Raw genomic sequence first — 13654 nt, forward strand, 5'->3', positions numbered from 1 at the left:
CAGAGGACCTTTCATGAGCTACTTCACCGCCAACCTCACCCCCGTCGAAGAGGCCATCCGCGACGAACGCAGACGGCAGGACGCCAAGTGGGGCGAGCAGAACCACCCCGACGGCACCGGCCGACCCGGCGACCTGGCCGCCGCCGAGCAGGCGCGCGCCGCCTGTCAGGCCAACGGGCCGACCGAGGACAACTGGCGCGACATCCTCGAGGAGGAGGTGCGGGAGGCGTTCGCCGAGACCGGCTTCACCACGCTGCGCGCCGAACTCGTCCAGGTGGCGGCCGTGGTCGTCAACTGGGTCGAGTCGATGGACCGCCGCCGCGCCGCCGCCATCCAGGCGCACCAGTACGACGAGCTCATCTTCGGCGGCTTCGTCTGCGTGACCTGCACCCCCAACTGGGAGACCGGCGACGACCCCGACGACAACGTGGCCTGGCCGTGCCAGGCGCTGCGCGACGTCGGCGTCACCAACGAGGACGCGATCGCCATCATCAAGGCCCGCCGCGCCGAGATCGAGCGCCGCGCGGCGAGAGAGGCGGGCGCGCGATGACCACCACCCCGCAGGTCGTCCTCGACCTGGCCCCTGGCGCCGTGCTGGCCCGCGCCGCCGACATCATCAAGGCGAACGGCATCGCCCGCAACGACTACTACCACCCCGACACCGACGACCCGCGCGCCTGCCCCGTCTGCGTGCTCGGCGCGATCGCCGTCGCCTGCGGCTTCCACCCCGACGCCTGGAACCACGACAACGCCGATCTCCCCTTCAACCCGGCGTACGCCGCCGCCGACGCGCTCATCGACTACCTCGGCCTCGACCCCGGCCCCGCCTACGACGAGACGGTCGGCTCCTGGTCCGACGACAACGACCTGGTCCGGGTGGTCGCCGAGCTGCGCGCCGCCGCCAGAGAGGCGGCCAGCGCATGAGCACTTACCTCGTCTGGTCGAACCACCACCACGCCTACTGGGGCGCCAGCGGCGGCTACACCACCAACTGGCTGACCGCTGGCCGCTTTAACAGTGAGCAGGCGGCCGAGCGATGCAGTCGCCGCACATGGGAGCCTGGCAAGCCGCCGCCCGAGGTGATGATCCTCGCCCCGGACAGCGAGCGGGACTCCTTCCACATCGCCGAGCTGTGCGCCATCCCTGCCCAACTCCAGGAACTCATTCGCAAGGCGACTCGGGCCGCCATCCGTGAGCGCAACGCGAGAGAGACGGTGGCCGTCGATGCCTGACCTGGCCTTCCTCATCCCGCCCGTCCTCATGCTCGCCGCCGGCCTCGGCGCGTGGAGCATCACCCGCGGCTTCTACCGCGAACAGATCACCTGGCTGGAGCACGGCCTGAACGTGGTCCGCGACCACCGCGACCACCTGCTTACCACGCTCGGCCACCTCACCGCCGCCGTCGCAGACCCCGCCCTCAACCTCGATCGCGCCGTCGCCGACGCCGAGAACGCCATCGACGGGAGGTCGTCGTGGACGCGAGCCTTCTGACCCTCACCGCGTGCGCCATCGCCGCCCTGGCCGCCGCGATCGTCTACCGGTACCGGCCGTCCGCGCGGGCCCGCCGCAACCAGCTCCGCGTCGTGCGAGCCCTCCACGCGCAGCGCCTCGAAGTCGAGCGCTACGCCGAGCAGCAGCGACTCCGTATCACCCGCGAGGCCAGGGCCGGCAAGGACGGTGCCGCATGAGCCCGCGCGTGTACGGCCTCGACCTCAGCCTCACCGGCGCCGGCATCGCCTCCAGCGCCGGCTGGAGCGACAGCATCGGCCGCGTCGGCGTCACCAGCATGCCGCTAGCCGAACGCGACCTCGCCATCTACCAGCTCGCCCACGAAATCACCGAGCTCATCGGCGCCACCGCAGACCTGGTGCTCATCGAAGCGCCCGCCTACTCCCGCTCCAACGGCGGAGCCCACGAACGGGCCGGCCTGTGGTGGCGGGTCGTGCACCGGCTGCACGGCTGGCAGATCCCGGTCGCCGAAGTGCTGCCGCACCTGCGCGCCGTCTACGCCACCGGCAAGCACACCGCGAAGAAGACCGAGGTCGTGGACGCGGTCGCCCGCCGCTGGCCCAAGTGGGAGACCGGCGGCGACGACAACCGGGCCGATGCCGTCGTGCTGATGGCGATGGGCCTCGACCACCTCGGCCACCCGCTCACCGCGATGCCGGTCAAGCATCGGGCCGCGCTCGAGCGGGTGGCCTGGCCGGAGATGGTGATGATCCCGTGCTGACCGCCAGCCTCGACCCGCAGTACGCCCTCGAACGCGTCCTCGCCGTCAATGAGGAGCTGTACAAGAAGTGGCGGACCCGGCCGCCCAAGCAGCAGCCGATCGACGTGCTCGTCTTCGCCGACCCCGACCCGCTCACCCCCGCCGAGGAAGACCGCGCACGCAAGGTCGTGGCCGGCGTGGCGGTCGGGCTCGACGCCGACGCCGACGCCCTCGCCGACGTGCTCGACATGCTCGGCCTCCTCCCCGCCAAGCCCGCCCCCGCCGCCGCGGCGCCGAAGCGCCGCTACGGGCAATGCCCCGAATGCCGGCGCACATCCATTCCGCTGCGCAAGAACGGGCTGCTGGTCGGCCACTCCCGCATCCACTACGTGCCCGTCGCCCAAGCCCGCTGCGACGGCGGCGGCGCCCCACCCCTCCGGCGAACCGGGAGGAGAGCAGCGTGAGCACCGAAAACGCTTTGTGGCAGCACGTGCGCAACGTGCTCGCCTGGGTTGACGAGGCCAACCCGCGCACCAGCCACGAGATCTCCATGCGCCTCCTGAAGGTCTCGGAGGAGGCCGGGGAGGTCGCGTCCGCCTACATCGGGTGGACCGGCCAAAACCCTAGGAAGGGCCACACGCACAGCGTCGACGACGTGATCGCCGAATGCTTTGACACTGCCGTCACCGCGCTGGTTGCCGCGGCCACGCTCGCCGGCGACATCGCCGCCGCGCAAGCCGCCCTCGGGCAGCATCTGGCCCGGCGCGGCCCCCGCCTGGCCGTTCTCGTCGAAGGAGCCACCCCGTGAACACGATCACCAAGGCCGCGTGCACCGCGCCGGCGTGGCTGAACTGGATCAGGCCCTGGTACGTGGGCGTCGTCCTCACCGGCGGCCACTTCGAAGGCCACATCTACCCGGACTGCGAGCGGCTGCTGCGCATCACGTCCGAGCCGCAGGAAGGCGCCGGCTGGCTCGACCCCGCCGACCCGCGCACCTGCGGCTCGTGCCAGGAGCGGCACGACGCTGGAGAGGAGCCGCCGCGATGAAAATCTCCGTCGAACCGAAGCTGCTCGCCGACACGGTGGCATGGGCGGCCAGCGTGCTGCCCAACCAGGCCGGCCACCCCATCCTCAGCGGCATTCACTTCGAGGCCGCAGACGGCAGTGACGCGGTCACCATCAGCGCCACCGACAACGACGTCTCCGTGCGCGCGACCATCGCGTGCAACGAGGTCGCCGAACCGGGGCGGGCGCTGCTGCCCGGCCGGGTGCTCAACGAGGCGGTCAAGACCCTGCCCGGTCGCCGATATGTCAGCATCGCTGCAGGCGAGCGGGAGACCACCTTCCAGTGCGGGCGGGCGGAGTTCTCGCTGCCCATCATGGCCGTGAAGGACTTCCCGGCACTACCCGAGCCGGCCACCACGGTCGGCTCGGTCGGCGCCAAGGAGCTGGCCGAGGCGGTTGCGCAGGTAGCACCGGCCACCGCGCACCACAGCTCCACGCCCATGTACGTGGTGGTGCGCCTCGCCTTCGAAGGCGAGATCCTGACGTGCGTCGGCACCGACTCCTATCGGATCGCCACCAGCCGCACCACCTGGACCCCGGCCCGGCCCGGGCCGGTCACGGCGGCGCACGCGGCAGCAGTGTCGCTGCGAGACCTGCTGCGGGGCTTCGCCGACGGCGAGGCCGCCATCGGCCTCAACGAGAGCCTGCTGTCCCTGACCGGTGACGGCCGCACCGCCACCATCCGCCTGATCGCCATCGAGCAGTACATCAACTACCAGGGCGGCATGAGCATCACCTTCCCGTCCTGGGCCGAGGCCGACCGCGCGGACCTCCTGGAAGCCGCCAAGCGGGTGGCCCTGTTCACCAGCAAGGACGAGGCGGTCTATCTCACGCTCACCGACGATGCCATCCACATCGGCGGCGGCACCGGACAGATCGGCAAGGGCAGCGACGTCATCGACTGCCGCTTCGACGGCGACGAGGCGATGACGCTCAAGTTCCAGCCGCAGTTCCTGGCTGACGCGATCAGCGCCGTGCACACCGATCGCGTGCGCATCGGGGTGCTGGCTCCCCACCGGCCCTGCCTGCTGGCCAGCACCGACGAGCAGTACCGCTACCTGTGCATGCCACTGCGGGCGGACTCATGACGCGACGTCAGCGGCACATCCAGCCACGCCTGCCCGGCATCGGCGACCACGTCGAGAAGACGCCGCCGAAGGCTGGGCAGACGCCGCCGGCGCGCACCCTGGACGAGGCCATCGCCCGGGCGCACGACCTGATCGGCGAAGTGCTCGACCGGTATCCGATCGTGGCCCGGCAGGCGCTGTTCTCCGGCGGCGACGACTCCAGTGTGATGTTGCACCTCGTCCACGAATACCTGGACTCGTCCGCGAACGACGCCGTCCTGCACGTCAACACCGGCATCGGCATCGAAGACACCCGCGACCACGTCGGTGACGTCACCCGCCGCTGGAACCTGCCACTGATCGACCTATACCCGCGCGACAACTACGACGACCTGGTCCTCGGCGGCGTCATCGCCACCCGCGGACCCAACGCCGGCAAACGCCCCGTGTGGATCGGGTTCCCCGGCCCGGGCGGCGACTCGCACAAGGTGATGTTCCGGCGGCTCAAGGACGAGCCGCTGCAGCGGCGCCGCGCCGAAATCGTCGGCAACCGCGGCCGGAGCAAGAAGGTGCTCTACCTGGCCGGGATGCGGTGGGATGAGTCCGAGCGGCGCTTCCGCAACGCCTCTGAGATCGACCCCGAAGGCGCGATCATCTGGGTGTCGCCGATCGTGCACTTCACCAACGCACAGATGCTGGAGTACCGCGAGCGGTTCCTCGTCCCACGCAACCCGGTCGCGATCAACATGCACGGGTCCGGCGAGTGTAAGTGCGGCGCGTACGCCAAGAAGGGCGAACTCGACGAGATCGAGTTCTGGTATCCGAAGACCGCCTACCGCATCCGCGCCCTCGAAAAGCGTGCCCGCGACGAAGGCATCGCCGCCTGCCGGTGGGGAGAGCGCCCGCCCGGCGCCCCTGAGGGGCTATCCGACAGCTCGCCCGGGCGACTGTGCGCCAAGTGCGTGCCGCAACGCGACGACCAGCCCGACCTGATGACCACCTGGCAGGAGATGGGTCTCCTCAAGCCTCCCGCCGCCCCGGCCGAGACCCTGCGTATGGAGCCAACCCGCAACAGCCACGGGCGCGGCGAATGCCCCGAGTGCGGACTCGACTGCGCCCTCACCCCCGCCGGCAACATCTGGGCGCACGGGTGGCGGCTCTACGACGAAGGCGCCAGCGGCGCCTGTGAGGGCGCCGGCGGGCCGCCGGTCGGGCCCGACATGCCGCGCCGCTGGAAGTACGCCGACAACAGCGAACCCGCGCCGTGGCCGGAGGTCGTGCCGTGAGAAACGAGCTCACCGAGGCGCAGCTCCTCACCGCATGCACGCGGTGCGGGCACCAGCGAGCCGTACACACCGGCGGCGCCAGCTCCTGGGGGTGGGGCATCTACGAACCCACCTGGGCCGGTTGCGCAGGCTGGTGCAGCGAGGTGTTCTGCTCCTGCACGGTCTACACCGACGACCCGGCCGCGGCGCCCGCACCGCCGGTCGCGTTCACGCCGCCGACGCCGCACCAGCCGCAGCCCTGCGGGTTCTTCGCGCACGGCGACCGGCGCCGGTGCGGCACCCACCCGGCCCGGCTGTACGCCAACGGGTGGCGGTGTGCCAGCCACAGCCCGTCAGTCCTCGCCGGCCGTGCAGAGCCTCAGGGTGGTTCCTGCGCGCCCGGCCGGCACTACTGCCCGCCCGAGGCGCGGTGCTCGACGTGGGAGTGGCAGCAGCAGCCGTGGCGGCTCCTCGCCACCGGCGGCCGCGACCGCACCGACAAGACCCGCATCGGCGCTGCCCTCGATGACGTGCTCCGCCTGCACCCCGTGCTGACCGTCGTGCACGGCGCCTGCTACCCGAAACCCGAACGCGGCGTCCGCCCCGACCGGTCCGCTGACTGGCTCGTCCACCTATGGTGCGAGCGCGCCGGCGTCAAAGAAGAGACCCACCCGGCCGACTGGCGGCGGCACGGCCGGGCGGCCGGCCCGATCCGGAACGGCGAGATGGTGGCGCTCGGAGCTGATGAGGCGCTGGCGTTCCCCGGCGCCGGGCCAGGCACCTACGACTGCATGCGCAAGGCGTCCGCTGCCGGGATCACCGTCCGCCCCATCTGGCCGCACACCCCCAAGGCGGTGACCTCGTAATGGCCCGCAAGACCGCACGCTGCACCTGCCCGGCCGACGGGAAGCTTGTCTTCCTTGGTCACCTCAAGACCTGCCCCGAAGTCGCCGACGAGGTCCATCAGCCCGCAATCCAGCTCACCTTCCAGCAGGTCATCGACCGCGGGCTGTCACTGCGCGCCGTCGCCTACTGGATCGACCGCGGCTACCTGCACCCCATCACACGCGGGCGCGGCACGGCGCGTGAATGGCCACAAGTTGAATTGCAGGTCGCTGACCTGATGCGCAGGCTGTGCGACGCCGGCTTCACGCCTGCCGCGGCCTCCGTTATCGCCCGCACCTACGCGGCCGTGCCCGTGCCGATGCGGATCGGACCCGGCCTCACCCTCACCATCAAAGACGAGCCGCCCGCGGAGGGGTTGTGAAGCACATCGTGCAATACTCCACCGGCCTCGCCAGCGCCGAAGTCGCCCGCCGGCTCGTCGACCAGCACGGAGCGGCTGACGTCATCTGCCTCAGCGCAGACACCCGCGTCGAAGACGCTGACAACTGGCGGTTCGCCCGCGAGGTGTACGACCGATTCCTCACCGGCTGCGAATGGGTCATCCTCGCCGACGGGCGTACCCCCATGCAGGTCGGCCGGGACCGCAAGGTCGTCCCCAACAACCGGATGGCGGTCTGCTCTCAGATCCTCAAACGCGAGCTGCTGCGCCGCTACCTCGACGAGCATCACGACCCGGCCGACGTGGTCATCTACCTCGGCTACGACTGGACCGAGGAACACCGCATCAAGGCAGCCCTGCCGCTCTGGGAGCCGTACACGGTGAACACGCCGCTCGCCAAGCCGCCGCTCGTCATGAAAGAGCAGCTCCGCGAAATCTACAGCGTGCAGTACGGCATCGAACCGCCCCGCCTGTACGCGGCCGGCTTCCAGCACGCCAATTGTGGAGGCGGCTGCGTCCGCGGTGGTCAGGCCCAATGGGAGCTGCTACTGCGCTGGAACCGCGACCGCTACCTGGAGTGGGAGGCGGAAGAGGAAGAGACGCGGGCGCTGCTCGGAAAGAACGTGGCCATCCTCCGGGAACAGGAGTGGGGGCGCACTCGCCCTCTCCCCCTGCGCAAGTTCCGGGAACGGCTCGACCGGCAGCCCAGCCTCTTCGACTCCGAAGACTGGGGCGCCTGCGGCTGCATGACCGACGCCGAGCCCACCCAATGAGCGCGGGAGACGCCCATGACGTGGATGAGCCGGTGCGCCAGCCCGAAATGCCGCCGGCCCGCCGTCGTCATCATCACCGGACGGGTCCGCGGCACCTCTCTGTACAGCGCCCTGTCGTGCGCCGACTGCATCCCAAAGCACCGGGAGCTCGCCGCGAAGGCGGGGCCCGTAACCGAGGAGCCGCTGGAGGGCCGAGCCCAGGATCCCCTCTTCTGACGCCGCTGCGCTGCTGCGCGCCCTCGTAGTACCTCCCGCCCGAGCACCACCGCACCAGCACGAAGGGGGAATCGTTGACCTCCGAGCAGGAACCACCGCCGGCCGCCGACCTGGATGAGGCGCGGCGCTGGCTCGCGACGCTGCACGGCGACGCCCCCGGCCTCATCAACATCGTCGCCACGGACGCCTGGAGCGGACGCACCTTCGGCACCGACGCCGCCGGCCTCGACGCCGCGACGGCGTACATCGCCCGACTGGACCGGCAGCGGCGGGCCGGCATCTACGTGCGCGCCACCACCCTCAAGGAGGCGCCTGCCGAAGGCCGCGGCCTAGCGGACCTGTCCTTGTCGTTCCCCGGATTCTGGGCCGACATCGACATCGCAGGCCCCGGCCACAAGCACGAGCTGTGCGCCCCCGACTGCCGGAAGGCTCACCGCAGCCACGTCACCCTGCCACTGCCGCCCACCCCGGAAGACGGGCAGCTCATCCTCGAAGCCGCCGGACTACCCGAACCCACCATGTGGATCCAATCCGGCGGCGGCTGGTACCCATGGCACCTGCTCGACCAGCCCGTCACCATCACCCCCGACAACCTGGAAGACCTCGGCACCCTGTCGGCGCGCTGGCAGATCGTCCTCGAAGCGGGCGCTCACTACCTCGGCTACCACTACGGCCGCGGCGTCGGCGACCTCGCCCGCGTGCTGCGCGTGCCCGGCACCGTCAACCGCAAGGCCGGGCTCGCCCGCCGCTGCACCATCGTCGAAGCGTCCGGCGTCACCTACAGCCTCGACGAGCTCGCCACCCTGCTGTACAGCATCGACCTGCCCGACCCCGAGCCGGCCGCCTACACAGTGCCGCCAGCGCGGCCCCGCGCCACGAGCTACAGGCCGGGCACGGTCGGGCCGTACGACGCGCTCGGCGAGGTGTGCGAATGGTCAGACCTGTTCGAGCCGAACAACTGCCGCTATGTGCGCTCTGAGCGGGACGGCGCCGAGCTGTGGAAGTACACAGGGTCGTCGCCCGAGTCCGAGTATTCGATCCGGGCGTTCCCGCACGTGTGCGTCAACCACTCCGAGACGACGCCGCTGCCCGTCGGTGCCGGGCATCACCTCACCCATGGCAAGACGTTCGCGTGGTGGCACCACGGCGGCAACCACTCCGCAGCCGCCAAGGACCTGATCCTCGCCGCTGCCGGCCACCCCGACGCGTCCCCCGCCGCGGCCGGGCTCCGTCCCGCGATCCTCGAGCACATCAGGCAGCGGTGCAGCGTTACCCCGTGGACGCCCAAGCAGCCGCCGCCCGTCGATGACACTCCGTGGCCTGATGCGCCCGCCGACATTGACTACCTCGCCCCGTCGCCGCCTACGGAGCCTCAGAACGGCGCCGAGGCGGGCGGAGACGACGACTGGGACTCCATTCCCCGCCACCGCCGCGGCCTGCTTCCTAAGGACTTCTGGGAGGCGCGGCCCGTGTTCCGGCTCATCCGGCAGGCTGCGCACGCGCGGGCCCGCTCCGGCGACGTCGTGCTCGGCGGCCTGCTGGCGCGCCTGTCCAGCCTGCTGCCGCCTGAGCTCCGCGCGGACACCGGGGTCGGGTCGCCGGCGTCGATGAACATGTTCGTAATCCTGCTCGGCGCGTCCGGGTCCGGGAAGAGTTCGGCGGCGTGGATCCCGCGCCGGCTGCTGCCCGCGCCGTCCCGCGTCGACTTCCTCGACGAACTGCCGCTCGGCTCCGGCGAGGGCATCGCCGAGGCGTACATGGGCGAGCGGGTGGTCGACACCGACGAGATGTTCCAGTCCGGCCCCAAGAAGGGCACCCCGAAGACGGCGATCGTGCGCGCCCAGGTGCGCGGCAACGCCCTGTTCTACGCCGACGAAGGCGAGTCCCTGACGAAGCAGTTGTTCGGCCGCAACGGCACCACCATCGGCGAATCGCTGCGCCGGGCCTGGACCGGTGGCACCATCGGCCAATACAACGGCAGCAAGGTCAACACCCGGGTCGTTGAGGGCGGCACCTACAGCCTTGGCCTCGTCGTCGGCTTCCAGCCGGAGACGGCGCTGCCGCTGCTGGAGGACGCGGCGGCCGGCACCCCGCAGCGGTTCCTGTGGTGCTCGAGCATCGACCCGTCCATCCCCGACGACGTGATCGACGAGCCGGAGCCGCTCGACCTGGCGTTGATGCGGCGCGGCTTCGGTGTGGAGCCGAAGGTGACGTTCGCGGCGCCGCTGCTGCGGCAGATCCGGCTGGAGGACCGGGCTCGGGCCACCGGTGAACTGCAGTTGCCGCCGCTCGACTCGCACAAGCCGCTGATGCTCGTCAAGCTCAGCACGTTGCTCGCCATCCTGGACGACCGGCTCGATGTGACGGTGGAGGATTGGCAGCTTGCCGAGCAGTTGTGGGCCACCTCGTGCGAGCTGCGGGACGCGCTGATCGAGTATGGGGCGCGGCACGCGGCCGAGGAGTACGAGAAGCGGACCCAGGCGCACGTGGATCGGGAGTTGCGGGCGCACGTCGCGAAGGCGAGCACCGACACGGCGGTGGAGCGGGTGGCGCGACGGATCGGCAAGCGGGTGCACGAGGCCGAGGGCATGTCGCGGGGGGACGCGAAGCGCGCTGCGGCATCGCGGGATCGGGAGCGGGTCGGTGCGGCGATCGATTATGCGGAGGCGCGCGGCTGGGTGTCGGTCGAGGGGGATCGGCTGGTGCCGGGGGACTCGATGCCGTCATGAGTGACGTGGAAACGCGGCATGTGGACGCGATCTTGAAATGTGGACATGTGGACATGTCCACATGGCCCCCACATCTCTATAAACGCGCGGGCATGTTTTTCATTTCATTTATACAGGTCAGAGGTTTTAGCAGCTTTGCAGCACAACTTTTTTTCGCGACCCCCATGTGGACATGTCCACATTGTCCACATGTCCACAGAGATCATTTCCGCCCTCGGAAATCCACCCAAAACACCCCCGCAAAGGATCACCAATGACGCGCGCCCAAGAACCCGGCGGACACATCTACAACGCCGCCGCAGCCCGCCGCGGCGGCCACGAATACACGGGTGGCCCCGTCGCCTGGAATCCACAACCCGACGACCGGCCGCCCTGCCCAGGTTGCGCCCTCTGCTTGCCTCCCCCGCCCGAGCGTCCGTGGTGGCGGCTGCACCTGCGGCATCGCTGGGTTGAGGTCGAACGCATCGGCTGGGTCGTCACCTACCGCTGCACCGTGTGCGGCGCGGCGAAAACTCGCCTGCGCGGCCCTGAGAGCGATTTTCCAGCCTTCCCGGTACCCGAACACCGGACCGGCCCTGAAAACGGCTCAGGGACCGCTACAGCGGCGCGGAGACGCAAAGGAGCCGATGCTGTGCCGCACAGAAACCCGCTTGATCCGGCGACCATCGACCGTCAGAGCCCCGACTACCACGGATGAGGAGCACCAACGTGGCGAGCTACGACAACGACCCCGACGCGCTGGCTTGGGCGCGCGCCAAGGTGGAGCGGGTCCGAACCAAGTACCTCGACTTCGAGCGCCAGATGCGGGGCGTCGGCGACGTCAAGCACGCCGACAAGTGGCGGCAGATCGCCAGCATCCTGCGCATGGAGTTCATCGGGGGTCGCAACTGCGTCATCGCCGCGTTCGACAAGCGCCTCCCCGCCGTCAACGCAGCCCTGGCCGACGCGAGCCGCCCTCTCGGCGAACAACCTACGACGGTCAGGGTGCGGGTGGACGACCTCGACCTAGTGATGAACCACGCCGGGAACCCCGCCCGCGCCGCCGAGTATCCGGCCGCCGCCGAACGCATCCAAGCCGCGATCGAAGGAGCCCGCCGTGGCTGAGGCGCGGTGGATCTGGGTGAGCCTGCCGTGGGCCACCTTCGCCCTCGTCGTCTCCGGCGGCCGGATCGTCGACGCGGCGCCGATCGCCCGCAAGAGCATCGGCTGCGACGAACGCCAGGTCGCCGCCTACTACCGCAGCAAGGGCGCCACCTTCGTACCGCTGCCTCCGCTCGACCAGGCCAGGGAGTAGCCGATGGCCCGCCGTGTCACGTCCCCCGCCCTCTGCCAGGCCCGTCACCGCGACGATCGGCCGCGCCACGCCGCCGACGGCCTCAACCTGTGCCCCGGCTGCCGCTCAACCCTCGACCGCCACCTGCGAGACCTGCCCGAACTGCACGCCGACGTGCTCGCCCAACTCCCCACCGGCGGAACCAGCAGCGGGCCCACCGTCAGCGGATCCCGCACCCCGCCACTCCCGTACAACACCCGCGCCGGCGACTGGCTCGGACAACTGCGCCACGACCTGCTGTGGCTCACCTCGCTCGTGGCCTCGTCGCGCGGCATCAGCGGGCCGCCGCCCAACCCGGCCGCACAGTGCGCCTGGCTTGCCCGGCACGCCGAGTGGCTGTCAGCGCAGCCCGACGCGGGCGCGTACAAGGACGTGCTGAGCGAGCTCATCGGTCGCGCGTACAGCGTCATCGACCCCGGCAGGCTGCCGCTCGTGCTCGGACCGTGCATTGAGCAGATTGACGGCGAGCCGTGTGGCGGCACCGTCAAGGTCACCGTGCGGCGCGACGGAGACCCCACCCCGTCCGTCATCTGGTGCGATGGGTGCGATCTCGACTTGGACACGACGCAGTGGCACCGGTACGGGCGCCGCTACCAGCGAGGAAGGATGGCAGGGTGAGCGACCAGTCCGCAGGAGGCGATGGCATGGCGTTGACGGCTGAGCAAGTCCTACAGATCCTCAACGGTGGAGAACCGCTCGACATCGGCACCCTCGAACTCTGCGTCATCACAGGCGGCTACACGAAGGGGTTCGGATCAGGGCCAATGGCAGGCGAGATCGTTAACCTCTCCGAGGAGACGTTCTGGCCGTTCGAGCGCGGCGAGATCCTGATCGTGGACCGAGACTCGGGCCGTGAGCCGTTCGGCGAGGGTCGTAAGCCCGCCAAGTGGGGCGTGGCCGCCGTCTACACCTCCGACTGGAACGAGGCGCAGGAACTCAGGCAGGCCGTCGTAGGTGCGGAGCGGCATCCGTGAACACCAGGATCAGCACAGCCGACGCCGCCCAGCTCTACCGGATCCCCGCCCGCACCCTCCGTCGCTGGCACCAAGAGGGCCGAATCACCGTCCACCGCGACGGCCGAAACCTGTGGTGGGACTGCAACGAACTCGACCAGCTCGCAGAACAGCGCGGCGCAGGCCGCTTGCCAAGAACGCCCGTAATGGCCGATCATCAGCACTAACGTACCTGACCTATCGGCACACCAGCCCCACACCGACAGTCACACAACGTAGATGAACTACACAGAGTGACGGTCACGGAGAGCGCGGGCAACACGTAGCGTGACAAATGAGATCATGGCTTTGATCTGCGGAAACACGTAGAGTAACCACATAATGGTCAACGATCAAGCCTGCGACCTGCGACAATGTGCGTTTATGCAGGTCAGGGGGCTACCGAAAGTTGGCGATCATGGCCCTGGTGACCCCGCCCGCAGCCCTCCTTTTTTCTGTACGAGTCTGGGGCTACTCAGCGTCACCGTCACGGAAAGTGACATATGACCGAGCGTGACAGCCGGGCGGGTGATCACGCTGAGTCAGATGCCCCGGATCTGCCCCGGCTGCCGCCAGCGAGTCACCGGCACATGCCCGACCTGCGACCAGCCAAGCTCGCGGAAGCCCCGGCAACGCGCCGGGTACGGGCGCAACGAGCAGCGCCGGCGCGCGGACGTCGTACGGGTGCACGTCGAGCAGCACGGGTGGGTGTGCCCTGGG

General features: G+C 70.0%; 19 protein-coding genes. All 19 read left to right on the plus strand.

Annotation, left to right across the window (positions count from 1 at the left end):
- Window positions 1-13: 13 nt before the first annotated feature.
- Complete coding sequence (locus LCN96_RS37355; RefSeq protein WP_225267138.1) at window positions 14-550, plus strand: hypothetical protein; 537 nt, start codon at window positions 14-16, stop codon at window positions 548-550.
- Window positions 547-924, plus strand: a complete 378-nt coding sequence (locus LCN96_RS37360; RefSeq protein WP_225267139.1) for a DUF6197 family protein — start codon at window positions 547-549, stop codon at window positions 922-924. The genes LCN96_RS37355 and LCN96_RS37360 overlap by 4 nt, the downstream gene beginning before the upstream one ends.
- Window positions 921-1232 (plus strand): hypothetical protein, encoded by a 312-nt coding sequence (locus LCN96_RS37365; RefSeq protein WP_225267140.1) that lies wholly within the window; start codon window positions 921-923, stop codon window positions 1230-1232. Before LCN96_RS37360 ends, LCN96_RS37365 begins: the two co-directional genes overlap by 4 nt.
- Complete coding sequence (locus tag LCN96_RS37370) at window positions 1225-1491, plus strand: hypothetical protein (RefSeq protein WP_225267141.1); 267 nt, start codon at window positions 1225-1227, stop codon at window positions 1489-1491. Before LCN96_RS37365 ends, LCN96_RS37370 begins: the two co-directional genes overlap by 8 nt.
- Window positions 1473-1688, plus strand: coding sequence for a hypothetical protein (locus LCN96_RS37375; RefSeq protein WP_225267142.1), 216 nt, complete (start codon window positions 1473-1475; stop codon window positions 1686-1688). Before LCN96_RS37370 ends, LCN96_RS37375 begins: the two co-directional genes overlap by 19 nt.
- On the plus strand, window positions 1685-2230 hold the full coding sequence (locus LCN96_RS37380) for a hypothetical protein (RefSeq protein ID WP_225267143.1): 546 nt from the start codon (window positions 1685-1687) through the stop codon (window positions 2228-2230). Before LCN96_RS37375 ends, LCN96_RS37380 begins: the two co-directional genes overlap by 4 nt.
- Complete coding sequence (locus LCN96_RS37385) at window positions 2224-2673, plus strand: hypothetical protein (protein ID WP_225267144.1); 450 nt, start codon at window positions 2224-2226, stop codon at window positions 2671-2673. The genes LCN96_RS37380 and LCN96_RS37385 overlap by 7 nt, the downstream gene beginning before the upstream one ends.
- The gene (locus tag LCN96_RS37390) at window positions 2670-3017 is read left to right on the plus strand and encodes a MazG-like family protein (protein WP_225267145.1); all 348 of its coding nucleotides are present in this window, start codon (window positions 2670-2672) and stop codon (window positions 3015-3017) included. Before LCN96_RS37385 ends, LCN96_RS37390 begins: the two co-directional genes overlap by 4 nt.
- Window positions 3014-3256, plus strand: coding sequence for a hypothetical protein (locus tag LCN96_RS37395; protein ID WP_225267146.1), 243 nt, complete (start codon window positions 3014-3016; stop codon window positions 3254-3256). The genes LCN96_RS37390 and LCN96_RS37395 overlap by 4 nt, the downstream gene beginning before the upstream one ends.
- The gene (gene dnaN / locus LCN96_RS37400) at window positions 3253-4362 is read left to right on the plus strand and encodes a DNA polymerase III subunit beta (protein ID WP_225267147.1); all 1110 of its coding nucleotides are present in this window, start codon (window positions 3253-3255) and stop codon (window positions 4360-4362) included. Before LCN96_RS37395 ends, dnaN begins: the two co-directional genes overlap by 4 nt.
- Window positions 4359-5627, plus strand: coding sequence for a phosphoadenosine phosphosulfate reductase family protein (locus LCN96_RS37405; RefSeq protein WP_225267148.1), 1269 nt, complete (start codon window positions 4359-4361; stop codon window positions 5625-5627). Before dnaN ends, LCN96_RS37405 begins: the two co-directional genes overlap by 4 nt.
- Entirely contained in the window at window positions 5624-6472 is an 849-nt protein-coding gene (locus LCN96_RS37410) for a DUF2493 domain-containing protein (RefSeq protein WP_225267149.1), read from the plus strand. Before LCN96_RS37405 ends, LCN96_RS37410 begins: the two co-directional genes overlap by 4 nt.
- Window positions 6472-6873, plus strand: a complete 402-nt coding sequence (locus LCN96_RS37415) for a MerR family transcriptional regulator (RefSeq protein WP_225267150.1) — start codon at window positions 6472-6474, stop codon at window positions 6871-6873. The genes LCN96_RS37410 and LCN96_RS37415 overlap by 1 nt, the downstream gene beginning before the upstream one ends.
- The gene (locus LCN96_RS37420; RefSeq protein ID WP_225267151.1) at window positions 6870-7664 is read left to right on the plus strand and encodes a hypothetical protein; all 795 of its coding nucleotides are present in this window, start codon (window positions 6870-6872) and stop codon (window positions 7662-7664) included. The genes LCN96_RS37415 and LCN96_RS37420 overlap by 4 nt, the downstream gene beginning before the upstream one ends.
- Window positions 7665-7954: 290 nt before the next feature.
- Window positions 7955-10609 carry a hypothetical protein gene (locus tag LCN96_RS37425; protein WP_225267152.1) on the plus strand — a complete coding sequence of 885 codons (2655 nt, stop codon included), beginning with the start codon at window positions 7955-7957 and terminating at the stop codon, window positions 10607-10609.
- Between the two features lie 693 nt (window positions 10610-11302).
- Window positions 11303-11713, plus strand: a complete 411-nt coding sequence (locus LCN96_RS37430) for a hypothetical protein (RefSeq protein WP_225267153.1) — start codon at window positions 11303-11305, stop codon at window positions 11711-11713.
- Window positions 11706-11903, plus strand: coding sequence for a hypothetical protein (locus LCN96_RS37435; protein ID WP_225267154.1), 198 nt, complete (start codon window positions 11706-11708; stop codon window positions 11901-11903). The genes LCN96_RS37430 and LCN96_RS37435 overlap by 8 nt, the downstream gene beginning before the upstream one ends.
- A 3-nt stretch (window positions 11904-11906) precedes the next feature.
- A complete protein-coding gene (locus tag LCN96_RS37440) occupies window positions 11907-12560 on the plus strand; it encodes a hypothetical protein (protein ID WP_225267155.1) in 654 nt (217 codons plus the stop codon).
- Complete coding sequence (locus LCN96_RS37445) at window positions 12557-12916, plus strand: hypothetical protein (RefSeq protein ID WP_225267156.1); 360 nt, start codon at window positions 12557-12559, stop codon at window positions 12914-12916. The genes LCN96_RS37440 and LCN96_RS37445 overlap by 4 nt, the downstream gene beginning before the upstream one ends.
- Window positions 12917-13654 lie beyond the last annotated feature (738 nt).

It is taken from the genome of Nonomuraea gerenzanensis, assembly GCF_020215645.1.
GTDB lineage: Bacteria > Actinomycetota > Actinomycetes > Streptosporangiales > Streptosporangiaceae > Nonomuraea > Nonomuraea gerenzanensis.

Coding starts and splice junctions, on each gene's coding strand:
- LCN96_RS37360 (WP_225267139.1), top strand. CDS start 547: ATGACCACCACCCCGCAGGTCGTCCTCGACCTGGCCCCTGGCGCCGTG.
- LCN96_RS37380 (WP_225267143.1), top strand. CDS start 1,685: ATGAGCCCGCGCGTGTACGGCCTCGACCTCAGCCTCACCGGCGCCGGC.
- LCN96_RS37440 (WP_225267155.1), top strand. CDS start 11,907: ATGGCCCGCCGTGTCACGTCCCCCGCCCTCTGCCAGGCCCGTCACCGC.
- LCN96_RS37370 (WP_225267141.1), top strand. CDS start 1,225: ATGCCTGACCTGGCCTTCCTCATCCCGCCCGTCCTCATGCTCGCCGCC.
- LCN96_RS37355 (WP_225267138.1), top strand. CDS start 14: ATGAGCTACTTCACCGCCAACCTCACCCCCGTCGAAGAGGCCATCCGC.
- LCN96_RS37405 (WP_225267148.1), top strand. CDS start 4,359: ATGACGCGACGTCAGCGGCACATCCAGCCACGCCTGCCCGGCATCGGC.
- LCN96_RS37415 (WP_225267150.1), top strand. CDS start 6,472: ATGGCCCGCAAGACCGCACGCTGCACCTGCCCGGCCGACGGGAAGCTT.
- LCN96_RS37365 (WP_225267140.1), top strand. CDS start 921: ATGAGCACTTACCTCGTCTGGTCGAACCACCACCACGCCTACTGGGGC.
- dnaN (WP_225267147.1), top strand. CDS start 3,253: ATGAAAATCTCCGTCGAACCGAAGCTGCTCGCCGACACGGTGGCATGG.
- LCN96_RS37430 (WP_225267153.1), top strand. CDS start 11,303: ATGAGGAGCACCAACGTGGCGAGCTACGACAACGACCCCGACGCGCTG.